Annotated in this window: 24 protein-coding genes and 4 pseudogenes; 15 read left to right on the top strand and 13 right to left on the bottom strand. The window is 34.2% G+C overall.

Translation table 11 applies throughout. The annotated features are described in order from the left end of the window. Positions 1 to 180: 180 nt before the first annotated feature. The 9 genes and pseudogenes from BVG17_RS00120 to BVG17_RS00085 all read right to left on the bottom strand — a co-directional run. Positions 181 to 393, bottom strand: a complete 213-nt coding sequence (locus tag BVG17_RS00120; RefSeq protein WP_241654094.1) for a hypothetical protein — start codon at positions 391 to 393, stop codon at positions 181 to 183. Then, positions 368 to 1330, bottom strand: coding sequence for a hypothetical protein (locus BVG17_RS00115; RefSeq protein ID WP_143688720.1), 963 nt, complete (start codon positions 1328 to 1330; stop codon positions 368 to 370). Before BVG17_RS00115 ends, BVG17_RS00120 begins: the two co-directional genes overlap by 26 nt. A 122-nt stretch (positions 1331 to 1452) precedes the next feature. After that, positions 1453 to 3153: a hypothetical protein gene (locus BVG17_RS00110; protein ID WP_143688719.1), complete on the bottom strand. Its 1701-nt coding sequence runs from the start codon at positions 3151 to 3153 to the stop codon at positions 1453 to 1455. Between the two features lie 126 nt (positions 3154 to 3279). Beyond that, complete coding sequence (locus BVG17_RS00105; RefSeq protein WP_241654093.1) at positions 3280 to 3486, bottom strand: hypothetical protein; 207 nt, start codon at positions 3484 to 3486, stop codon at positions 3280 to 3282. A gap of 17 nt (positions 3487 to 3503) precedes the next feature. Beyond that, positions 3504 to 4850 (bottom strand): IS110 family RNA-guided transposase, encoded by a 1347-nt coding sequence (locus BVG17_RS00100; protein ID WP_143688718.1) that lies wholly within the window; start codon positions 4848 to 4850, stop codon positions 3504 to 3506. Positions 4851 to 4887: 37 nt separating this feature from the next. Further along, complete coding sequence (locus tag BVG17_RS09300) at positions 4888 to 5172, bottom strand: hypothetical protein (RefSeq protein WP_241654092.1); 285 nt, start codon at positions 5170 to 5172, stop codon at positions 4888 to 4890. A 7-nt stretch (positions 5173 to 5179) separates the two neighbouring features. Continuing rightward, positions 5180 to 5692 (bottom strand): hypothetical protein, encoded by a 513-nt coding sequence (locus BVG17_RS00095; RefSeq protein WP_241654091.1) that lies wholly within the window; start codon positions 5690 to 5692, stop codon positions 5180 to 5182. A gap of 131 nt (positions 5693 to 5823) precedes the next feature. Continuing rightward, a complete protein-coding gene (locus BVG17_RS00090) occupies positions 5824 to 6378 on the bottom strand; it encodes a hypothetical protein (protein ID WP_063630414.1) in 555 nt (184 codons plus the stop codon). A 74-nt stretch (positions 6379 to 6452) separates the two neighbouring features. Then, positions 6453 to 6695: pseudogene (locus BVG17_RS00085) on the bottom strand (phage major capsid protein); the annotation flags it as partial. A 378-nt stretch (positions 6696 to 7073) separates the two neighbouring features. On the opposite strand from BVG17_RS00085, the gene BVG17_RS09890 reads away from it, so the two are divergent. The 15 genes and pseudogenes from BVG17_RS09890 to BVG17_RS00015 form a co-directional block, all read left to right on the top strand. Further along, complete coding sequence (locus BVG17_RS09890) at positions 7074 to 7196, top strand: hypothetical protein (RefSeq protein WP_255447004.1); 123 nt, start codon at positions 7074 to 7076, stop codon at positions 7194 to 7196. 43 nt (positions 7197 to 7239) lie between these two features. Beyond that, a complete protein-coding gene (ltrA, locus tag BVG17_RS00080) occupies positions 7240 to 8466 on the top strand; it encodes a group II intron reverse transcriptase/maturase (protein ID WP_143688717.1) in 1227 nt (408 codons plus the stop codon). Then, entirely contained in the window at positions 8460 to 9758 is a 1299-nt protein-coding gene (locus BVG17_RS00075) for a recombinase zinc beta ribbon domain-containing protein (protein ID WP_143688716.1), read from the top strand. The genes ltrA and BVG17_RS00075 overlap by 7 nt, the downstream gene beginning before the upstream one ends. A 138-nt stretch (positions 9759 to 9896) precedes the next feature. Continuing rightward, a complete protein-coding gene (locus BVG17_RS00070) occupies positions 9897 to 10211 on the top strand; it encodes a head-tail joining protein (protein ID WP_143688715.1) in 315 nt (104 codons plus the stop codon). Further along, positions 10204 to 10716: a phage tail protein gene (locus BVG17_RS00065; protein WP_143688714.1), complete on the top strand. Its 513-nt coding sequence runs from the start codon at positions 10204 to 10206 to the stop codon at positions 10714 to 10716. The genes BVG17_RS00070 and BVG17_RS00065 overlap by 8 nt, the downstream gene beginning before the upstream one ends. Continuing rightward, complete coding sequence (locus BVG17_RS00060) at positions 10713 to 11186, top strand: hypothetical protein (protein ID WP_143688713.1); 474 nt, start codon at positions 10713 to 10715, stop codon at positions 11184 to 11186. Before BVG17_RS00065 ends, BVG17_RS00060 begins: the two co-directional genes overlap by 4 nt. Then, a pseudogene (locus tag BVG17_RS00055) lies at positions 11173 to 11593 on the top strand (phage baseplate assembly protein V). Before BVG17_RS00060 ends, BVG17_RS00055 begins: the two are co-directional and overlap by 14 nt. Position 11594: 1 nt before the next feature. Continuing rightward, positions 11595 to 11849, top strand: a complete 255-nt coding sequence (locus BVG17_RS00050; RefSeq protein WP_143688712.1) for a PAAR domain-containing protein — start codon at positions 11595 to 11597, stop codon at positions 11847 to 11849. Between the two features lie 22 nt (positions 11850 to 11871). Further along, complete coding sequence (locus tag BVG17_RS00045) at positions 11872 to 12207, top strand: GPW/gp25 family protein (RefSeq protein WP_143688711.1); 336 nt, start codon at positions 11872 to 11874, stop codon at positions 12205 to 12207. A gap of 2 nt (positions 12208 to 12209) precedes the next feature. Next, positions 12210 to 13010: a baseplate assembly protein gene (locus BVG17_RS00040; protein ID WP_143688710.1), complete on the top strand. Its 801-nt coding sequence runs from the start codon at positions 12210 to 12212 to the stop codon at positions 13008 to 13010. A gap of 277 nt (positions 13011 to 13287) precedes the next feature. Next, complete coding sequence (locus BVG17_RS00035) at positions 13288 to 14454, top strand: phage tail protein (RefSeq protein ID WP_143688709.1); 1167 nt, start codon at positions 13288 to 13290, stop codon at positions 14452 to 14454. A gap of 167 nt (positions 14455 to 14621) precedes the next feature. Further along, entirely contained in the window at positions 14622 to 15350 is a 729-nt protein-coding gene (locus BVG17_RS00030) for an ankyrin repeat domain-containing protein (RefSeq protein ID WP_143688708.1), read from the top strand. Between the two features lie 38 nt (positions 15351 to 15388). After that, on the top strand, positions 15389 to 15862 hold the full coding sequence (locus tag BVG17_RS00025; protein ID WP_143688707.1) for an ankyrin repeat domain-containing protein: 474 nt from the start codon (positions 15389 to 15391) through the stop codon (positions 15860 to 15862). A gap of 5 nt (positions 15863 to 15867) precedes the next feature. Then, positions 15868 to 16299 (top strand): DUF2924 domain-containing protein, encoded by a 432-nt coding sequence (locus tag BVG17_RS00020; RefSeq protein WP_143688706.1) that lies wholly within the window; start codon positions 15868 to 15870, stop codon positions 16297 to 16299. 9 nt (positions 16300 to 16308) lie between these two features. Continuing rightward, positions 16309 to 17787: pseudogene (locus tag BVG17_RS00015) on the top strand (recombinase family protein); the annotation flags it as partial. A 460-nt stretch (positions 17788 to 18247) separates the two neighbouring features. On the opposite strand, the gene BVG17_RS00010 reads toward BVG17_RS00015, so the two are convergent. The 4 genes and pseudogenes from BVG17_RS00010 to BVG17_RS08630 all read right to left on the bottom strand — a co-directional run. Then, on the bottom strand, positions 18248 to 20287 hold the full coding sequence (locus tag BVG17_RS00010; protein WP_063631191.1) for an ankyrin repeat domain-containing protein: 2040 nt from the start codon (positions 20285 to 20287) through the stop codon (positions 18248 to 18250). A gap of 316 nt (positions 20288 to 20603) precedes the next feature. Further along, a complete protein-coding gene (locus BVG17_RS10325; protein WP_410543281.1) occupies positions 20604 to 21449 on the bottom strand; it encodes an ATP-binding protein in 846 nt (281 codons plus the stop codon). Between the two features lie 114 nt (positions 21450 to 21563). Continuing rightward, positions 21564 to 22004: pseudogene (locus BVG17_RS09045) on the bottom strand (hypothetical protein); the annotation flags it as partial. Positions 22005 to 22008: 4 nt separating this feature from the next. Next, positions 22009 to 22219, bottom strand: a 211-nt coding sequence (locus BVG17_RS08630) for a hypothetical protein (protein ID WP_206663912.1), incomplete at its 5' end; no start/stop codon positions are given.

Here is a 22219-nt window from a genome sequence, read left to right as displayed (position 1 = left end):
GAATTATTATTTGCGTACATCTAGAAATGAAAAATGTAACTTATCCACATTACCTTTTGGTCAGAGCTTATCAGCATCTTTAGCTCCTTAATCATTACGATACTTATGAAGCTTCACTTACGTTCACCATACCACTAGCCTAGCTCTCCAACCACATGATACTTGTAGTTTATGCTCCTCTCACGATTGAGCATCTTCTTTTTCAAGAGGAGGTTCATTGTCCGCATCGCTTGGCACCAACCGGTTGCCCGATTCGCACTGATGCGTAGACTCAGACGGCAAAACATCTGGTTTAATAAGTTTTAGAATCCTTTCAGTTTCTTTCTGAATGAATTCCTCTCCTTTTAAACAATATGACCGAAGACTTTCAGGTCGCACCAATACGATATTCATTTGCACCGCATTTTATAAACATAAGAAGTTCATCTGGATTTGCACTCTGAGTATTTCTATAATCCTTACATTTTGCAAACTGATCTGAGGTTGTAACTAATAATAACTTTTCACCAACAAATTTAAGCTCACCTACCGCTTTAGGTTCATTAGCAACAAGTTCTTGGCTCAATGCCCTTTGCTGATCAGTGGTTGTTGTTTCAGAATCATTGTTAACTGTTCGTTGTATCGTAGTAGCATTAAGATTAGGTGTTGTAGTTTTAAATGGATTTATAGACATTCTAGTTATTTCAACAAGCTTTTTGTTCTCATCCAAGCCTACTTTATACATCATTTCCAATGGGTCTTTTGAAGCAGTTCCTTCGAAATTCTGTTTCCTCACTGAAGTTATGGATACAGATTTCTTTCCATCATCTACATCTTGACATGAACTATGAGGGCCAGTAATACAAAACTTGTTACTTTCACACTCTACAAATATACGAAATTCTCCAGGTATAACTTTACCATTTTTGTCTTCATTTTTACATTTTTCTTCAAGACGTTTATAATTCTCGTTTGTTATAACAAATAGTAATTTGTTATCGATAAATTCAAAATAACTCTCTGGCTTTGTGCTTTGTTGAATAACATTAGGTTTATTAGGATTTACGTGCCTTCTTGGTTGTTCTGATTTTTCTGGAAAATTTTCTGCTGGCTCGACGTTTGTACCTGTTTTAGATACAGGTTCTTCAGTCTCATTTTGCATAGGGGTGCTAACAGTTGGACTTTTATTTACATTCTCATCTGAAGGTCTCTTTGGTGATATATTTTTTTGAGCAGCATTTGCTTTACTGCTAAATAACCAATTCCAGCCTGATGAAACTTTTTTTGCAATCCACGAGATTCTTGTATGATCAGCAATCCGCTTAAAAAAGGTTTTTATTTTTTTTAACATATTTTACTCCTTAAGTTAATAATTTAATTATTACATATGAAGTTTAATTTGTCAATTTTCTCTTATGGAGAAAACTTATAAAGAAAAAGAGCACCAAAGGAGGTGCTCTTTTGTGAAATTAACTAGCAAGAACAATTATTACTCGCAAGCTTTTCTTCAACTATTAATCGCATAAGTAACGAATTTGGTACTACTTCATCGCAAAGCAATCTTCTTATTTCTGAGCCTCTTGCTTTTGATAAGTAGTTAGATAATTCTTGAGAAAATTCCAATTTTGCTTCTTCTGGAATAAACAATGCATCATGAAAATCACCATCTAATTCCTCTTCTGCATCATAAAACTCCTCTTGTTCATTATCCTCATTATCAACCTCTTGCTGTATTATCTTGTTACTAGCATCAGTATTATGCTCATCTTTTTCTTTATGTGCATTAACTAATAGAGATTTATTATAGTTAGCCAGACTAGTAGTTTCTGAGCTTGGTACGCCACGCGCTTTAAAACTTTCAATAGAATCTATTACAACAAATGTTGAACCTTTCTTGAAGCCTAAGGACTTTTTCATTTGCGCTACCTGACAAAGTTCGCGTTTATCTTTTTGTAGCATATTAATAATTAGAGATACGGAACCATCATCGTTATCTCTCTTACTAAAATTAATGTTAAAATCATGTTCATTGCAGTGTATTTTCATACGATATTTACCGTTGTTTCTTGGATGCTTATAATCCTCTAGATTTTGTTGAATATCATCTGCAAGACGTAGTTCTAAGTTTCCGTTAAAAATGTTGATAGTAGAAGATTCTCTTGTTACTGCCAATGATGTTAGTCGATCAACAGGTGTATTGTTAATCGGTTGTTGTGCCGTAGTAGTGGGTGTTTCAACTCCAAACGGCTGATTAGATATACTATCTACTTTAACATTTGTTACACCATTCTCCAATCCTAACATTTTTTTCACATTCTCAATATTGTCTTGAACTAATATTTTATCGCTATCGATATACTTCCCATCTTTGTTCTTCTCTATTATCGATTCTACAATTAAATGTTTAGCAAACTCAGGAGAATTAACACTCCTACCAGTAATGCAATATTCTCTTTTATTATACTTTAGATATACAAGAAACTTAGGATGATATGCGTCCTTGGTTAAACTACCTTTATAATCCTTAATGTTTATACACTCTTCCAAATTTAACCAAAAGTTATTCCCTTCAAATTCAAGCTCACCTAATACTGATGTTTTTTTTGTTTTTAATGGCTTGTAATTTATCTTATCCACTTTAACGAACTCTTTGTTTTTACCTAAGCCCAATACACCTATCATTTCTAATGGATTACTTAATACAGAACCTTCATCACTTTGTTTCTTTACTGAAGTTATTGACACAGACTTCCTCTCAGCACTTATATTTTTCTGTGAGCGATAAGGGCCGGTAATATAAAAATCTCCACTATCACATCTTACAAATGCATGAAATTCATCATATTGACATGGATTCTTATGTTTCTCTTCAAGGATTTTATAATTTTTATTTATCATAGTTAATAGTAGTTCACCATCGATAACTTCAAGACAAACTTTGGGTCTATCTATCTGCTTTGGCAGTATTAATTGATTACCATCTAGAGTTTTTGGCAACGTATTATTTTTATTTACATTCTCATCTGAAGGTCTCTTTGGTGATATATTTTCTTGAGCAGTATTTGCTTTACTGCTAAATAACCAATTCCAACCTGATGAAACTTTTTTTGCAATCCACGAGATTCTTGTATGATCAGCAATCCGCTTAAAAAAGTTTTTTATTTTTTTTAACATGTCCACTCCTTAAATTAATAATTTAATCATTATATATAAAATTTAATTTGTCAATTTTCCCTATGGAGAAAACTTATAAAGAAAAAGAGCACCAAAGGAGGTGCTCTTTTGTGAAGGATTTGTTTACTAATTAATAATACCGCTTCCTACTTTGCTCGGATTAGAGGTACAATGTGTTTGTGCTTCTGGTACTCCAATTGTTGGACTTGGTTTTGTACCTTTTTCATCTTGTTGTGCCGTAGTAGGATTGAGATTATGCTGCTCCAACGCTGTACCTTCAAACGGCTGATTAGATATATCATCTACTTTAACCTTTGTTACACCATTCTCCAATCCTAATATTTCTTCTCCTAAGAAACTCCATTAATCAACTCTTCTTGTTGAACTAGTGTGTAGCCAAACTCCTGCGCTTTCTTGATCAAATTTTTCACAATTTTCTCTTTGTAGCGTGTTTCATAATAACTCATTCCTTTTTCCACATACTCTTGTCCATACTTCAACATTTGGTAAAAAATACATGCTAATTTTCTTGCTGTGGCAGTAATTGCTTTTATTGCTCCTAGCCGTCTTTTTAATCTCCTACAATATGCACCTAATGCACTTGTGCTATTTCCCACAGCATAAGCAGCCATTCGCAGGGCATTTGTAGCGCGATTAATGACTTTACGAGTTTTTGTCCCAAATACTTTTTCTCCTGTGATCTTGTTAGCAGGGCTAAGTACTAACCATGAAGTAAAGTGCTTTTCTGATTGCCACTTATTATGGTTAATGCCAACTTCTGAAATAATAGTTTGTACAGTTAGTATATCAAATCCAGGAATTTTAGTAAAATCTATTCCGGTTATCCTATACAATTTCTCACGCAAGGTGAAGTTTGGTCTGCCTCTTCTAGACTTGTTTTTTTCCTTACCTAACTCTCTACTCTCATCGGACTTTGTTTCAAATGTTTTATAGTAATTTTCTATGCTTTTATCACATTCAGTTATTTGCTCTTGAAAAAAAGTATATGCTGTATATTCTTGTTTCAGTACAAATAAATGTTCTTCTCTATAATCGCCTGTTAATGCTTTTGCTATAGTAGCTTTGTCGTTCTTCATATTCACACTTCTGAATTCAGCTAGCTTCTCGGGATTCTTTTCACCTTCTACTATTGCTTTAATAATTTGCATTCCTGTGACGCCAGTGATATCGCTTATTACTTTATGTAAATGAATATTCATTTGTACCAACGCCTTTTGCATACGATTAATATGTGTAGCAGCATTTTCAATTAAGTTTTTACGTTGCCGCACATAACTACGCAATACACACATTTGATTATCTGGCCTAAATGATCCTTCGATTAACCCATAACTGTGTAGTTGTTGAAGCCATTGGCAGTCCTGGACATCTGACTTTCTTCCAGGTACATTTTTTACATGTCTTGCATTTGCAAGTTTTACTTCAAGTCCATATGATTCAAGTACTTGAAACAAAGGAATCCAGTACACTCCGGTTGACTCCATGGCTACTGTAGTAACTTCACACTTTTTTAGCCATTTTGCTATGTTATGAAGGTCCTCTGTAAAGCAGCTAAATTTTTGTATATGCTGTTCATCACTTCCTTCTGGTACACACACATAATGTATAGCCGAACCAACATCTATTCCTGCTGCGTTAGGGTTCATTATTTCTAATTTACTTTTTGTTTTTTTCATGGTAACTCCTTCATATAATTTATAGCAGGGAAACGCTTCAGCTTGGGACGGTTGATATAATACAATCTCCTAACCGAGGTAGTCTAAGGACTCCATCAATGATTTGACCGTTCCTCCAAAACCATGCTAAACGACGGGCACTTATGGCACCAGTGAAGATTCCGGTTATAACTGCATGAGGCGCTTCCTTCACAACTATACTTAAAACTACTAGAAACTTAAATTGATGAGTTTCTTCCTGGTTTGACAGATTCATTTTGTTCGATGCTATACGGTAGGTGTTATCTTTTTTACTCTGAATTTTATTAAGATTTAAATACACACCATTTTCATTCTTTTTTTGTTACTTCTTCTATAAGTACATTTTTGATCTCACTCAAGCCATTATCATTACCAACGATTTTATATTCATTTTTACCGCACTTTACATATACAAGTAGTTTAATCAATGAACTAGATTGAGCACTGAGACGATTGAGATTTGTATACTCTCCTTCTGCTAAAGGTTTATTTAATGAAAGAAAGAATTGGTTATCCTTAAATTTAATCTCACCTACTGCTTTAGGTTCATCATTTAATCTTTCTGGAAAATTTTCTGCTGGCTCGACGTTTATATCTGTTTTAGATACAGATTCTTCAGTCTCATTTTGCATAGGGGTGCTAACAGTTGGACTTTTATTTACATTCTCATCTGAAGGTCTCTTTGGTGATATATTTTTTTGAGCAGCATTTGCTTTACTGCTAAATAACCAATTCCAACCTGATGAAATTTTTCTTGCAATCCATGAAATTCCTGTACGATCAGCAATCGACTGAAAAAAGTTTTTTATACTTTTCCACATACTTTACTCCTTAAATTAATAATTTAATTATTATATATAAAATTTAATTTGTCAATTTTCCCTGTGGAGAAAACTTATAAAGAAAAAAAGAGCACCAAAGGAGGTGCTCTTTTGTGAAGAAAAGATACTCTTTAGAAAGTTGGTATAATAAGTTTTGACTTCATAAGTTGTTCTTTAGATGGATTATTTATGAACTTACTAGGTTCTTCTGAGCTTAGTACCTTGCTATCACTTGCAGGCACTTTAGATGTAGAACTTGCAAATTCAGGTTTCTTAGTTAGAGTTACAATATTCCTACCATTTAAACCCAATATCCTTTTCATGCCGTCTAACTCGTTAGACGAAGCTTTTTTTTCCTGTACCGAGGTTACTAAAAAGGTACAAAAATTATGTTGAGAATCAATGCAATTTTCATAAGTGATTTTTGGTCCAGTGAATCCAATATTTCTATAATCCATAGATTCTGCTATATCCTTGGTCCTTATATGGATTACTAACCGCTCACTCTTATCTTCTTCAATAGCACAAGAAAAATTGGCTTCACCATTTATTAGTTTCATTACCACATCTTTTCTCGTCAGAATCTTTTTATCCGATTGACCAGACCACAAGTTCTTAATGCTGTCCCAGCCTGATAAAATTTTTCCTGCAATCGACTGAAAAAAGTTTTTTATTTTTTCTAACATATTTTACTCCTTAAATTAATAATAATTTAATTATTACATAAAAAGTATAATATGTCAACTATTTCATAAAAATTTTAGTACTTGCTCGCAATTTTCAACAATTTAATAGCACTGGTGTTGACAACCTCCCCACCGACACGCTTAGTGACAAAAAATCTAACATAAGGTTTGTTTGTATAAGGGTCTCTAAGTATTCTCATTCCTCTGTTATCTACGATCTTATAAGCTTGTTTGAAATCTGCTACTGCAATCATTGTAGGTGGCATATCAGCAGATTGATATACCGGTATTCCCATTAAAGTATCTGGTGTTTCAAGGTGTGCCGTAGAGACACAAAGAATGCTTAAAAATGAGCAAACTAAGTGCAAAGCTGCACAATAGATGAGGGTGGGCCCCTCGAAGTCGGTTTGCAAGAATAGGCTTCAAACAGCCATAAGCTGCTGTGGTAAAGAGCTATGGTAGTGAGCGTTATGGAAAAGGTGCAATTATGCATCATGTGTAAAATAGAGAGGCGAATGAAAATGAACCACTGATGAAGTGTCGAAATTCCAAAGACGACGTCAAAACCATGGGCTCTTGAATCTCTTGGGATAAACCTATCAGGAACTTGTTTACTGGATAGGTGGCGTCCGGCATAGAGGTGGCGTGAATCTATTTTAGGCTATTGTGTGGAACTGCGGGAACCTGTCGTTTCGATGATAAGGGAGAAATTCGAGGAGCTAAACTCTAAGGATGAGAGTACCGATGCGGAAAACAGGGGCGGATCGGCTCGTAGTAGTGAAGAAGTTTCTGTAATGGAAATGGAGCGAAGGGGCTGAGTTATTTAGTTTTAATTATTTATCAACCGAAAGGGAGGAGTTAATGAATAAAACAAAGTCTTTTGATATACCGAAGCAACTTATTTGGAGAGCTTATAAACAAGTATCGAAAAATAAAGGTGCTGCAGGTGTAGATGAGGTTTCGATAACAAAGTTTGAGGAAAATCTAAAAGATAATCTGTACAAACTATGGAATCGGATGTCATCCGGAAGTTATTTTCCAGAGCCAGTAAAAGCTGTGGCAATACCGAAGGATACGGGAGGAGGACAAAGAATTTTAGGTGTTCCTTCAGTATTCGACAGGATAGGGCAAACGGCAGCTTCTATGTATCTTGAGCCGCTAGTAGAGCCAAAATTCCACGAGGATTCATATGGTTATAGACCGAATAAATCTGCACTGGATGCGGTAGATACAGCACGCAAGAGATGCTGGAGGTACGATTGGACGATAGATCTTGATATAACCGGATTTTTCGACAATCTGGATCACGAATTAGTTTTACAAGCTATCAAGAAACATACAAACTGCAAATGGGTCATACTGTATGTTGAGAGGTGGATGAAAGCCCCTATTCAACAAGCAGATGGCACTAGGGAAGTGAGGAATAAGGGAGTTCCGCAAGGAGGTTCTGTAAGCCCAATCATTTCTAACATATTTATGCATCATGCGTTTGATATGTGGATGAGGCAAAACTACCCCACAATACCATTTGAAAGGTATGTTGATGATGCAATACTGCACTGCAAAACTAAGAGACAGGCAGACTTTATGAGAGTAAAGATTGAAGAAAGATTGGCTGAGTATAAGCTAAAGTTGCATCCTGAAAAGACACGGATAGTGTACTGTAAGAATAGCAACAGGAAGAATACATTTCCTATACAAAGCTTTGATTTTCTAGGATATACCTTTAGACCTAGAGGAGCAAAGAGCAAAATAGGGGAATATTTTGTTGGATTTCTACCTGCAATTAGCAATAAGGCCAAGAAAAAGATCACTCAAACCATAAGGTCATGGAAAATACATAGATTTACAGGAAAGAAGTTGGAGGAAATATCAAAGGAAGTAAATCCAATAGTCAGAGGCTGGTGTCAGTATTATGGCAGGTTTTACCAAACGGAGATGTATAAACTTCTTAATAATGTAGAGCGGCATCTAGAAAAGTGGGTAAGTAAGAAATATCTGATTGGAAAAAGACTAGCAAGGAAACTTCTAGGAAAAATGAGAACAGAAAATCCGAATACTTTTTACCACTGGAGGTTGGTATGGTAATCAAAGTACTGAATAATGGGAGCTGTGTGAATCGAGAGGTTCATGCACAGTTCTGTGAGGGGCTGGTGGGGAAGTTCCACTGGTCTACTCGACTAAAAGATAAATATCCAGCTTATATAGATTGGGAAAGTTTTATAAAAATTCAGACAATGCTAAAAGATAATTATCCAGAATATATGCATGGAAAAACACGCGGAATACCTAGAAAAGGAGCCTTGTTATTGCATGGAATAATCTATTGTGGAGAATGTGGATACAAAATGATAGTGAAGTACAAAAAAGGAAACCAATATATATGTAATCACTCGTACAAACATGGTCTTGAACCTATATGTCAAAGTTTACCTGCTGATGCTATTGACAATGAAGTAGTTCCTAAATTTTTTGAAGCACTTAGTCAAATTGAGTTGGATGCTTATACCAAAGCTATTGATTCACAGTTACAATCTGAACAAGCAATTAATAAAGTACGTTTGCAACAATTAGAACGCTTAAGATATCAAGCTAAGCTGGCAGAACGACAATTTAATCAAGTTGATCCTGATAATCGTCTTGTGGCTGCAGAACTTGAAAAGCGTTGGGAACAAGCATTGAGTGACCTGAAGGATGCGGAGGTTATATTTGAACGTCAACATCCAAAAAAACCTACTCCTCAATTATCTGAGGAACTGAAAGAGGTATTTCTAGATATAGGTAGGAAATTACCTGAAATTTGGTATAAACCAGTTCTGTCACATCAACAACAAAAATCTTTTCTCCGTTGCATAATTGACAAGGTAGTAGCGCACCGAATTAAACGTGATTGCTTACAAATACGTATTGTATGGCATGGTGGAGAAACTACCACTTTTCAGATTCCTATTTCAGTGAATTCTTTTCGTGAATTAACCAACGCAACAGAAATGGAACAACTTATAGTAAAGCTAAGCAAAGATGACAAAACAGATATAGAAATTGCTCAGTACCTGGAAAAACAAGGATATCGCTCTCCCAAGAAGAACACTGTTTTAAAAAGTACAGTAGAAAGGATTCGATTAAAAAATAATATTTCTCAAAAAAAGTATCATCCACTTCCCATCGAAGTACCTGGCTACCTTACTATTTCGCAAGTTGCAAAAATCCTTAAAGTTTCTAGGCATTGGCTTTATGATAGAATTAATAACGGTAAAATTAAAATACAAAAAGATACTAGTAAAGCTAATTGCAAATATTTATTTGAGGATAAATCAGAAACTATTAGAATGTTAATAGATTTTAAAAATGGTAAACTCAACATCATAAATTTTTTATAGGAGCATCAATATGAACGATCAGTAAAAGTCGCTATAGCATAACATGCTGGCAGAGTAATTACAAGTTGGTGAGGCACAGAACGACTCTACCGGTATGCGCTTTCTTAGCATGTAAAGGTTAGTATATCAAAAAGAAATATGCAAGAGAATATTAAGCGATTATTGGAGGATTGTTTTAAGCATCTAGGAGTGGAAGCCATATATTGTAATCGAAATAAGGAGGGTATTCGTAGAATAAAAGTGCTAATAAAACGTCCTGAGACTACGTACTCTCTAGGTGCAGATGGAGCATTAACTCAGCAAATTGCTGTAGAAATACGTGATCAGGACGTTACTTCCTTTAGCATAGGTGATTATATCAAGATTGAAAAAAGGTTCTACAAGATTTTTGAACCACCGTTGAAAGATTCTTCAGGTAAAATATTAAAAATTGAGGCAATAGAAAGTGTTTGATATAAAAACTAGTAACAATATTAATGAAATAATCTCCAATGTTGAAAGAAAAGAGCAGAAAATAAAACTGGCAGCTATAAAAGCGTTAAACAAAACGGCACTATGGCTAAAATTGAAGACAGCAAAAGAAATTAGTGAGGAAAAGAAGATAAAATTAAGTTTGATAAGAAAGAGATTAAGAATTTTTAAAGCAAAAACAAGCAGATTAGAAGTGTTAATTAGAGCAAATCTCTACGACATTAGAGCATCGACAATTGGTAAAATACAAAAAACAAGAAGAGGATCGAAAGTAGGAAAGCATGAGTTTATAGGAGGATTTGCAGCAGTTATGCCAAAAGGAAATAGCGGTATTTTTAAGCGTGAAGGAAGAACAGCCCTGCCAATAAAGGAAATTAAGTTGCCACTAGAACCTGAGGCTTCAAGGATAATAGGAAATCTTGTTAATTATGAGGTTGAGGAAGTATTTACAAAATTTTTTGAACGTGAATTGAGCTATAAAGGATGAATTTGAAAGATTTACATCAAGCAATTTGCAGCACACTGAAGGAAGAAATACCGGCTATACAGACATGTGAAATTTATCCAGCAATAAGAAAAGAATTAGTAGCGCCAGCGGTGTTTGTAGAACTAGTAAGTTTAGAACCAGGTAAAGATGCAGGTACTGAAGAATTAGCATTGAAAGCCAGGTTTGAAGCACGAATTGTAGTTGATAGCACAATAGAAAATGCACCTATTATTGTCAGATCATTAGCAGCAGAAGTAGCAAGGGTAGTAAATAAAAATACTTGGAACGTGGAAAATGTTTCACCAGGAGAATTTATCTCTTCAGAAATTGACGGATTTAGGCCAGAGCTCGATGCATATTTAGTATGGATGGTGGATTGGGTGCACGAGTTGCATGCGGGTAAATCAGTATGGTCAACTGGCATAATGCCACATGTTATTGAGATAGGTGAAGTTTATGTTAGACCATAGTTTTGCAATTTCAGAGCTGAATAGGAAGCTAGCAAACGTTAGTAAGAGTTAAAATAGGAGAATTTTTAACAGATTATTTACCATGGATAACGAGCAAAGCAGGAAAAGATAGAGATTGGTCTCCTCCAGATATTGATGAGCAAGTAGTTATACTTTCCCCGCTGGGAGAATTATCTTTAGGAGTAGTACTTCCTGGAATATATCAACAAAAGTACTCTGCACCAGAAAATAAAAAAGAGGTGAGTAGCTTAACATTTCAAGATGGAACAAAGTTGTCATACGATAAAGATAAACATCATTTAGAGATTGAAGTAGTAGATAAAATAACACTGAAAGCTGGGGAATCGAGTATAGAAATGACAAAAAGTGGAATAAAACTGAAAGGAAGTAGAATAGATTTAAATTGACATGAGAAGAGCTATAGTTTGTACAGGTGATAATTGTAATGGAGTACCTATTCATGTTTGCGTAAGCGGGAGTAAAGATGTGCGTATTAATGGTAGATCTGTCTGTCGTAGAAGTGATACATTAACTATGGGAGAGACACTAACACAAGGATCAAACAGCGTATTTGTAAATGGTATTGGTGTAGCGAGAACAGGTGATGTGGCGTCCTGTAGTTTTCAAGTAGTAAGTAAAAATCAAAGTGTGTTTTCAAAATAAAAAAAATTAAAGTAGTCGAAAAATGAGAGGAATGGATGCTAAAACAGGGAAAGAATTAGAAGGAATAGAACATCTGAAACAATCAATAATTGATATATTAACCACTCCTATTAACAGTAGAATCATGAGAAGGGATTATGGGTCTAGGCTATTTGAATTAGTGGATAAACCAATCAGTAGAGATTTAACTTTGGAAATCTATGCAGCAACAGCAGAAGCACTGGGGAAATTTGAGAAGAGATTTAAGTTAGAAAAAGTAAAGATTGCTGAAGCTAAAGAAGGAAAAATGACTCTTGTACTTGAAGGTATGTATCTTTCAGAAGGCAAATTCATAGGTATTAGTGGAATAGTTGTTTAGAAATGCAGACATCTAATATTATTGAAAAACTAAGCTATGAGGAAATATTTTCAAGAATGAAGGAAGAGTTAGTCCGTAGAGATGAAACCTTTTCAGCGTTAGTAGAATCCGATCCAGCGATAAAGATTCTGGAGGTAGCAGCCTGGCGAGAACTTTTGCTCAGACAAAGGATGAACGAAGCAGTAAAGAGTAATTTACTGAAATTTGCAAGGGGAGAAGATCTTGATAATTTGGCTGAATTTTATGGAGTAGAGAGAGAAAAAGAAGAAGAGGATGAAAGATTTAGAAAGAGGGTAAAAGCAAAAATAGCAGGTTGGTCAACAGGAGGAAGTAAGGAATATTATAAATATCATGCACTGTCAGCAGATAGTAGAGTAAAAGATGCACTAGTAGAATCACCTATACCAGGAAAAGTACAAATTTCAATCTTATCAACACAATTATCCACAACTGGCATGGTGTCAGAAGAGCTACTAGAAATTGTAAAAAAGCAGGTTACTAGAGATGATATAAGGGTTTTAACAGATACGATAACAGTAATTGGTTGCAATATTACGGAAATAGATATTCACAGCAGAATGAGCATAAGTCCTGTAATATCGAAGGAGGAAATCAAGAAGCAGTTTATTGAGAAGTTTGAAGCAAATAGAAGGCTGGGATGGAATGTTACAAGATCATGGATAATAGCCAATTTATTTGTAGATGGTGTAGAAAACGTAGAATTAATCGAGCCAAAAGAGGATGTTGTAGTATTGGGGAATGAGTGTGCAGTGCTTGGCCATGTCAAGTTAGATAGGATTTAAAACGTATTTTTTTGTTTTGTGCCAGTGAGGGGATTGCGTGCAATAAGTGGTTTACTGGATCCAATGTTAGGAAGAAGAAAGTATTGATTTTCTTCCAGAAGTTGTAACTTGTTTTTTAAAGTATGGATAATATGGTCAAATTAACCCTCTGACATTAACATCTATTATGGAAAGTGTTTTCGATATTAAGAACATCTTTATTTTTCTGCAACGATCTCTTGGTTACTCATAAGCTACCTAAATAAAGGAAATTAAAGCAACTTGAAAGAAAAGACAAATGAAAAATTTATTACCGCCAAACGCAACAAAGCAAGAGCAAGCACTGGTTGATGCAATAGATTATAAGGTTGATCCAAGCTGTATCAAAGGATTTAAGTTTAATCTTAAAGAAGAAACATTGCCTTGGATAATAGAAGAATATGGTTTAGAAGAGATACTACGTTGGGTAAAAGATAGAAGAAAAGCCGTAATAGAAGGAGTAAAATTTCAAAGACTGAGAGGAACACCAGCATCACTCAAAATAGCACTAAAATGGGCAAATATAGAAGATATTAAAATTATCGAAGAACCACCTGGTAAACATTTTTTCGAGTTGCAAATAGGAATAAGAGATGTTCCAAATAACTTTTTTGTAGATGCAGTAGTAGAACTTGCAAAACTATCACTACCAGCAAGATCAAGGCTAATGAGGATTTTTAACGATTATTACAACGTTGATAGGTTTATATTAGATGAAAGTTTATTTGGAAGTTTGTTATCAGACTACTCTGGTATAAAAGTTGAAAAAAATGGGCCAGTGTTATCGTTTGGAAGAATAAATTTTTTCAGTTCTAGAGGTCCGTTAGTAGAGATTGTAGACAACTATTTAAGAGAGCATTATGAACAAACATTTAGTAATGACATATATCGATTAGATGTAGCAGTACTTGGAGAAACAGAGGCTCATACAAAGGATTACAAAGGCATTTATGAAAGAAGTCATCAGTGGTACAACTTAAAAGCACTATATCCTCTATCACAGAGCTTATTACCAGAAATAAAGTTTGCCAAAGCACAGATTGTACTGTCAGATAGCTGGAAATTAGGAGAAATAAATGGGTGCTTTCCAGTAAGTAGCGTAGAAGAAAAAGGAAATAAATTTGTATTGGGAAACGATAAACTATCTGAGCAACATTGGAATTTAAAACACAAGCCAATTTTAGAAAGATTCAGCATTATCCATCGTTACAAAGTAGAAAATTATACAGATCAGAAGGTCAGAAAATATATTTTAGCAGAACACAACGTTTACTATAAAAATGACTCAGATTCAGAGCAAAAAGACTCAATACACGAATTAGAAAAGCACATTTTAGTATTTTACCCGGGAGTACTGAAGTGGCATGAACATCGACATTTGCACAGAAGTTGGAAAGATAGTCGAATAATATCTCTAATAAGTTAAGTACTTATATTTAGATACTCATATATTATATTAATAATAGGTAAAAATGTATGAAATAAAAAGAAAAAGACTTGCTTTCTCATGCTAAAAAGGACATGACTTGAATAGCAGCAGGTAAATATAAGAAATTTGTCTGGCGCTAGAAAAGCTAATTTTGTGAGGTAAGTATGAAGTTTAGCGAAGAAAAGAGAGAATCTTTTAGTAAGTTTTTTAAAGAAGTATCAAGTAACGGGTTTAAAAACATTAATAAAAGAAATGAAGAAGGAGAGACGATCTTGCACCAAGCAGTAGAAATCTCTGATTACAAAACAGTGAGGTTATTAATAAAAAAAGGGGCAGAGGTAAATGCAAGAGATAAAAATGGTTATACATCACTACACTGTGCAGTATTTGCGAAAAGCTTAGAAAATGTAAAAGTGCTGCTAAGGGAAGGAGCAGAAGTAAATGCCACTCAATATGTCAGTGGATGTACGCCACTCCACTCTGCGTGCAAAATAGGAGGAGCAGGAGTTGAAATAATAAAAGAGCTGGTAAAGGCTGGAGCTGAAGTTAATCAACTGAATAAGTACGGCGCAACGCCAATGTATTACATCTGGGAAAGTGAAAAGTATCGTCTATGTGATAGCAAAGAGAGTGAAAAGGCAAGTAAATTTTTGAGAGAAAAAGGTGGAGTAACAAAAAGTAGAGAACTGACCTGCTATGGAATAGAGAGGATAGTGGGAGAAATAGCAGACATGTTGAATGGGAGTTATTTACCAGAGTTAAAAATAATAGAGATAGAAGAAATAAGGAAGAGAGACAAATCGTTAATAAAGGAAGAATGTAAAAATTTAGCAAGCAAGATAATGAGCCAAGTGAACGAAATGATAGATGAGGTAGCGAAAAGGAAGGTTTAAAAGAGGGATTTAAATTTAAAGAAAAGGTGAGGTGGATTATGTTAAAGCTTGGCAAATTTAATAAATCAGCAAAAGAATTATTAGAGAACTCATATGAAAATATTTATGAAAGAGACGAGAATGAAAGAACAGTTCTGCATTATGCAGTAGACGCAAAAACAGTGAGGTTATTAGTTGAAAAAGGAGTGAATGTGAATGCAGCAGATGCAAGAGGATATACAGCACTGCATCTAGCAGTAACAGAGAAACGCCTAGAAACCGTGAGAGAATTGATAAAGTCAGGAGGGAATGTAAATGCGGAAGAATATGGAAATAAATGCACGCCGCTGCACCTTGCATGTATGGTAGGTGAAAAAGAAATAGTGGAGGAGCTAGTGAAAGCTGGAGGAGAAATAGAGCAAGCAGATAAATTTGGAATGACAGCAATGGATTATGCAAAAAATAGTGAAGAAATAGCCGAGGTATTAAAGAAAGAAACAGACAGAATTGAAAAGTTATTTATGAGAGGATAGAAAATATGGAGGAAGAAACAGAAAAGAAAGTAATGAATTTAGAGAGAAAACCTTTGGATGAGCTGAGAAAAACGTGGAAGAAGGTATTTGGGGAAGAGGCACCTAAACATTCAAAGAAATATCTGATACCGAGATTAGCTTATAGAATGCAGGAAAAAGCATATGGAGAAATGTCAAGAAAGGGGACAAAAAGACTAGAGTATCTGGCAGAGCGGCTAGAGAAGGGAAAAAGAATAAGTAGTGACAAATTACCAGTAGCAGGAACAGAGTTGATACTAGAGAGAGGAGAAGAGACGCATGCGGTAATGGTAACAGATAAGGGTTTAATCTACAAAGAAGAGTTTTATACATCATTGTCAGGAGTAGCAGGAAAAATAATGGGAATGAGTTACAACGGACCTTTATTATTTGGAATGCGTGATAAAAGTGGAAATTGAGGAGAGAGAATGCTAAAAGAGGTAAGATGTGCGATATATACTAGGAAGTCAAATGAAGATGGTCTAGAGCAAAAGTTTAATAGCCTTGATGCGCAGCGAGTAGCATGTGAAAAGTACATAAAGAGCAAAGAAGGCTGGGTAGCATTGGCCAAAAGGTACGATGATGGAGGTTTCTCAGGAAAGAATTTAGAAAGACCAGCAATAAAGGAATTGTTTAAAGATGTAAAAAAAGGAGAGGTAGATTGTGTAGTAGTGTACACACTAGACAGACTATCAAGAGAAACAAAAGATAGCATCGAAGTAACATCATTTTTTAGAAGGCACCGAGTAAATTTTGTAGCAGTAACGCAGATATTTGATAATAATACGCCAATGGGAAAGTTCGTACAAACGGTATTGTCAGGAGCAGCACAACTAGAAAGAGAAATGATAGTAGAGAGGGTAAAAAATAAAATAGCAACATCAAAAGAGCAAGGGTTGTGGATGGGTGGAACTTTGCCACTGGGGTATGATGTAAAAGATAAAGAATTAATAATAAATGAAAAAGAAGCAAAGACGGTAAAACATATATTTGAGAGGTATATGGAGCTGAGATCAATGGCAGAACTGGCAAGGGAATTAAACAGAGAAGGATACCGAATAAGGTCTGATATCTTTAAAAAAGCGACGGTGAGAAGAATAATAACAAATCCAATATATATGGGAAAAATCAGGCATTATGAGAAAGAGTATGAAGGAAAGCATGAAGCAATAATAGAAGAAGAAAAATGGCAAAAAGCACAGGAATTGATAAGGAATCAGCCATATAGAAAAGCAAAATATGAAGAAGCATTGCTTAGGGGAATAATTAAGTGCAAGAGCTGTAATGCAAATATGACGCTGACATACTCAAAAAAAGAGAATAAAAGGTATCGATATTACGTATGCAACAATCATTTAAGGGGAAAAGGTTGTGAGTCAGAAAACCGAAATGTAATAGCAGGAGAAGTAGAAAAAGAAGTAATGAAGAGAGCAGAGCACCTATACAAAAATTGGCAAGAAAAAGCGGAAGAATGGGAAGAGTTAAGCTTCGGAAAACAGAAGGAAGTAGTAAAGAACTTAATAAATGGAGTAATGGTAAGAGACGATGGAATAGTAGTAAGTTCTGAATCAGGAGAGATATTTATACCAATAAAGAAGAAAGGAAAAAAATGCACAGTAGTAGAGCCAGAAGGCAAAACAAACAATGCACTACTGAAAGCAGTGGTAAGAGCCTATCTGTGGAAACGGCAACTAGAAGAGGGAAAATACTCAAGTGTGAAAGAGATGAGTGCCAAAATTAATATAGGTACAAGACGTATACAACAAATTTTGAGGTTAAATTATTTAGCACCAAAAATTAAAGAAGATATAGTAAATGGGAGACATCCAAGAGGTTTGAAATTAGCTGATTTAAGAGAAATACTGATGCTGTGGAGTGAGCAATTGAAGAAATTTTATGGATTAGCGNAGCACCAAAAATTAAAGAAGATATAGTAAATGGGAGACATCCAAGAGGTTTGAAATTAGCTGATTTAAGAGAAATACTGATGCTGTGGAGTGAGCAATTGAAGAAATTTTATGGATTAGCGGCATAATTACACCATATAGATGATGAAAATTTTAGCATACTAGATGCAACAGTAGTAGAAAATGTATCCAATTTTAGCTGCATATTTTAATAGTGGCTTTGAAGAAAAATTCTGCAAAAGCGCAGTCTAGCCAATCGTACTTTGATACAGTCTCATATCCTGAAAATACACCTTGTGGCCATCTGGTATTTCGCTGTATAATTGTATCTCATTTTTCCTAAAAAACAATATAAAAGAGTATTCTTAAAAGATCATAGATATTGGTATGAATTCCTTAATCTATAAATTACAGTAGCTTATATTTAAATAATAATCTTCAACTTTTTTAGCAAATTAATCTACCTAGAAACTTCTCTCTTAGGATCAGAAGTCCTTCTTAACTCTTCACGTTCTGTCCATTTGTTGTTAGACTCGCTTATTACTTCAGGACGCATTAATCCACCAGATCTTTCAAAGTACCCATTTTCAATAGCATCATAAACCCAATCTTTACCAAGTGCGCAATCATTACCTAATTCTTCTTTTCGATCTTTGAATTTTTCTAATATTTCCTCTCTATTACTCACTTTTACTATAATTTTGCTTTTATCCTGTATGTCAGGATACAGTCTAACGTCTATCTTTCCCAAACTAGTATAGAAGGTTAATACTATATCGCTGCCTTCTGTAAGATCTGTGTAATACCTTATTCCATTTTCGGTTTTAATTTCTACTTCACTTTTACCAATCCTTATTATATCTCTTTCATATTTTATGCTTCCCTGAGTTAATCCTAAATTTCCTGCTCTATCTGTAATCTTTGCAACATCTATTATGCTGTCTCCAGAATATTCTAAGTAGAGAGTAGAGTTATCTATTCTTACATCATGCAACTCACCATTGGTGGTACTTTTCGCCAATTCAATAAACTTATGAGCATTACTAATATAATTTTCATGAGCTTTTACCATATTAGCTTTATGATCATTAAATTCTGATTCCAGTGCATCAATTACACCAATACCAATTTTACTGTTAAACACTGCTCCTCTTGATAACAACTTACATATTATGTTGCTGGCAACTTTAGGATTTTTCTCTAACTTACTGATTTTTTCTATTACATGATCTACAAAATTGTATGCTTTTTTACCTTGAGAAGACTGATTAGAAAGAGCAATCCTTACTCCGGAGCTTATAGCTTTATTTACGACTTCTTCTAGTTTATACATATCTTGAACTTCAGATATCTTACTTAAAGATTTATCCAGCTCTACCTGATTTGGTGTATTCCATAAAGTTGATTTTACACAATACTTTTCTCCCACACTATAAAAAGATCCATGACAATCTAAGAGAGAATCTTCTTTTTTGCAAAAAATACCTGCTCCTACCGATAGAAATAAATCTACTACCTCCTTATCAATGTACCGAGCATAATTAAGTATTTTCGAACTACCATCTCTGTCTCGAATACTAAAAATCACCTTCAGGTCTTCGCTATTCTTGTTTTTACCTAGAAACTCTTTTAGATTTTTAATGAAGTCAGAAACGTAACATGAATGATCCTCATATGCACCAAGACACTCATCAAGCATACGGTATAATTCTGCACTCAAACTCTTTTGATCATTAGTGAAAAAGCATTCTTCAATATAATAGTAACGATTATCAATTGCAACTTGTAGTGGCGTTTCCCCTTTTCCATTCTGTATGGTAAGATTAGCTTCTTTCTCTAGGAGTAAATTAACATAGTCAGCATGACCAATACTAGCTGCATGATGTAATGGTGTTTCTCCTCTGTGATCTTGTATATTAGGATTGGCCTTTCCTTTTAAAAGAGAAGCTGCACTAGCAAGAACATCAGTATAATGTAGGGGAGTCCTTCCTTTATCATTCTGTATATTAGGATTAGCACCTGCCTCTAAGAGTAGATCTACAGCTTCATTATATTCTTCAGTTACCTTACCTACAGAAGACACTAGGTGCAATACTGTTAATCCAGATTCTCCTCTTTTAAGGTTAAGAATAGTTTTGAGGTCTTGATTATTCTTATTGCTTTGTAGGAAATTTTTAAGTTTTTCAATATAGTACTCACAATGTCTATCTTCTTTTTGATCATAATGACATGGATCTAAACTTTTAAGAATATTTAGTAATTCTCTATTTAACTCCTTTTGACTTCCTGTTAAATTAGGTGTACTAGCAATCCATGTACATACTATACCCTCAAACGAAAGTTTACTATCCATTAAAAGACGAGAATTAAGCGATGAAAAAAGATGTTTTTTTATCAATTGATACTCTTCATCTAATATTTTGTCAGTACTTAAATCTTCTCCTAGCTTTTGCTCATATGCTTTTTTATCTTGCCCAGTAATACATTCATTAACAATCATACCACACCTCCTACTAGCCTAGATAGATGACATATTATGTACAATATATAATATTGGTCAAGCTAATTTCAACATAATATTTTTACTATTTTGCAATGTTTGAGTTTCTGTAGTAAGTTCAGATGTTTACATAAACCTTTAACGTAATAGATATTTTTATATTAGTACTAGTATAAAATGGCCAAATTTATCACAAAACAAACTCAAACCAAAAAGGCAAATAGATAAGTTTGCTTAAACATCAAGTTATAAACAAAAAGTACTCTTTTTCTATTACCATTCAAACTTGATATGACTACCTCAATTCTTCTGCCAGCTAATTCTTGTCTACCAGACCAAGTGATTTTCTGCATTCTTCCAACTTGTTAATAATAACAGGGGCAATTAAAGATTGTCCTTTCAAAAGACTTGGAGTATTTGTACCACTTGAATAACCACTATCATTCTCCTGATTTTGTACGTCTGTTGCAACTTTCAATTTATGTTTTGTATTAGTTGGCTTTTTAGATGGAATACCACAATTATCACAAAAATTTTTGATCATAGTATGAACATTAGGCTTTTTACTACTTTTTACCTGTTCAACTGCATAGTTTATAAAATTATTCAAGTTTGCTGCTGAAAAAGTAATATTAGCAGTATCTTCTAAAATGTTTTTAATATATGAATCAAATCCTGTACCTTTCAATTTTTTCTTTAGACCCGTTTCCAGTACTTTCCTAAGCGTGTCTCCTTTTAGTTCATGGAATTCAATTTTTTTGCTCAATCTACCTCCTCTAGTAAGTGCTGTGTCTAAATTTCCCACACAGACATTAGTTGTAGCAAGCACTATCACATCTCTCCTAGCTTCATCTAACCTAGTGAAAAAATAATTTAAAGATACTTGATTATCATCAGTGCGCTTTGTACCGATGCTGTCAACTTCATCTATAAGAACTATACAAGGGGCGTTTTTTTCTGCTTTATTAAAAACCTCATTTATACTTGATTTTCTAAGTAAATCAGATCCAGGAACTTTTATAAATGTAGTTAGAGATTTAAATTTATCCGCAATCGCCTCAACAATTGTACTCTTACCAGTTCCTGGTGGACCGTAAAAAATGCATCCTACTCTTTCTACTTTTCTTTTTTCTTCTGAATCACCTGGTTTTTCTAAGGACATTTTACTAATATTCTCGTTTATTAACTTGCAAATGCCAATTAACTCTTCTCTTTTGTGTTCTTCAAGAACAAAATCCTTAAGTGGTTTATTTCCCCTTGCTTCACCTTTTTCATNTAGTACTGGGTCATTTTCATCGTTAAAATTGATAAAATTGAGTACTCCAGTTATATCTCTACCAGACAATTTGAGGCCAAAGTCAGGACTATCTTTTATGTTGTAAAGCGAAATCAAGATAGGTTTTGATTCAAGCTTTTCTATAATATAGTTTCTATTTGTACTTATTATAGCTTCTTGTTCTACAATAAGATCCTCTTTAATAGAGTTTCCACTTTCATCAGATCTTTCTGCTTGCAGGGGTAAGTTTCCTTCATATAAAGATATTTTATCTCCCTGCTTCCTTAACTTTAAACCATTAATATTCTCTACTTTAATTGGACCAATATGTGAATGGATAACCTTACTATTTTTGTTTAATATATAATATTCAGCAGGAAGTTTAATCAATTTTTTATAGAGCGGATTTTTATCCTCTATTTTAAATATATGTTTTTCCATGATATTACCTTAAATAACCAACAACTTGCTGATTAATGGCACTTAGGCTACTAGGAGGAGAGACATAACTCATAAAACTCCTTGGCTGCTCATTATCTGCCACTATTTTTTCAGTATTAACGAAAGCTCTTTGCTGCTCATTTAATCTTTTTTCCATATGATCTTTGAAAGTAGCCAAACATTTACTAGTTTGTTTGTAATCAGGTAATGATTTT

It is taken from the genome of Wolbachia endosymbiont of Laodelphax striatellus, assembly GCF_007115015.1.
In the GTDB taxonomy this organism is placed as follows: Bacteria; Pseudomonadota; Alphaproteobacteria; order Rickettsiales; family Anaplasmataceae; genus Wolbachia.
This window is presented reverse-complemented; position numbering and strand designations above follow the sequence as displayed.

Excerpts from the sequence above, each read along its gene's own strand:
- BVG17_RS00120 (WP_241654094.1), bottom strand. The coding sequence starts at position 393 with ATGAATATCGTATTGGTGCGACCTGAAAGTCTTCGGTCATATTGTTTA.
- BVG17_RS00115 (WP_143688720.1), bottom strand. The coding sequence starts at position 1,330 with ATGTTAAAAAAAATAAAAACCTTTTTTAAGCGGATTGCTGATCATACA.
- BVG17_RS00110 (WP_143688719.1), bottom strand. The coding sequence starts at position 3,153 with ATGTTAAAAAAAATAAAAAACTTTTTTAAGCGGATTGCTGATCATACA.
- BVG17_RS00100 (WP_143688718.1), bottom strand. The coding sequence starts at position 4,850 with ATGAAAAAAACAAAAAGTAAATTAGAAATAATGAACCCTAACGCAGCA.
- BVG17_RS00095 (WP_241654091.1), bottom strand. The coding sequence starts at position 5,692 with ATGTGGAAAAGTATAAAAAACTTTTTTCAGTCGATTGCTGATCGTACA.
- BVG17_RS00090 (WP_063630414.1), bottom strand. The coding sequence starts at position 6,378 with ATGTTAGAAAAAATAAAAAACTTTTTTCAGTCGATTGCAGGAAAAATT.
- BVG17_RS09890 (WP_255447004.1), top strand. The coding sequence starts at position 7,074 with ATGATAAGGGAGAAATTCGAGGAGCTAAACTCTAAGGATGAGAGTACC.
- ltrA (WP_143688717.1), top strand. The coding sequence starts at position 7,240 with ATGAATAAAACAAAGTCTTTTGATATACCGAAGCAACTTATTTGGAGA.
- BVG17_RS00075 (WP_143688716.1), top strand. The coding sequence starts at position 8,460 with ATGGTAATCAAAGTACTGAATAATGGGAGCTGTGTGAATCGAGAGGTT.
- BVG17_RS00070 (WP_143688715.1), top strand. The coding sequence starts at position 9,897 with ATGCAAGAGAATATTAAGCGATTATTGGAGGATTGTTTTAAGCATCTA.
- BVG17_RS00060 (WP_143688713.1), top strand. The coding sequence starts at position 10,713 with ATGAATTTGAAAGATTTACATCAAGCAATTTGCAGCACACTGAAGGAA.
- BVG17_RS00050 (WP_143688712.1), top strand. The coding sequence starts at position 11,595 with ATGAGAAGAGCTATAGTTTGTACAGGTGATAATTGTAATGGAGTACCT.
- BVG17_RS00045 (WP_143688711.1), top strand. The coding sequence starts at position 11,872 with ATGAGAGGAATGGATGCTAAAACAGGGAAAGAATTAGAAGGAATAGAA.
- BVG17_RS00040 (WP_143688710.1), top strand. The coding sequence starts at position 12,210 with ATGCAGACATCTAATATTATTGAAAAACTAAGCTATGAGGAAATATTT.
- BVG17_RS00035 (WP_143688709.1), top strand. The coding sequence starts at position 13,288 with ATGAAAAATTTATTACCGCCAAACGCAACAAAGCAAGAGCAAGCACTG.
- BVG17_RS00030 (WP_143688708.1), top strand. The coding sequence starts at position 14,622 with ATGAAGTTTAGCGAAGAAAAGAGAGAATCTTTTAGTAAGTTTTTTAAA.
- BVG17_RS00025 (WP_143688707.1), top strand. The coding sequence starts at position 15,389 with ATGTTAAAGCTTGGCAAATTTAATAAATCAGCAAAAGAATTATTAGAG.
- BVG17_RS00020 (WP_143688706.1), top strand. The coding sequence starts at position 15,868 with ATGGAGGAAGAAACAGAAAAGAAAGTAATGAATTTAGAGAGAAAACCT.
- BVG17_RS00010 (WP_063631191.1), bottom strand. The coding sequence starts at position 20,287 with ATGATTGTTAATGAATGTATTACTGGGCAAGATAAAAAAGCATATGAG.
- BVG17_RS10325 (WP_410543281.1), bottom strand. The coding sequence starts at position 21,449 with ATGTCCTTAGAAAAACCAGGTGATTCAGAAGAAAAAAGAAAAGTAGAA.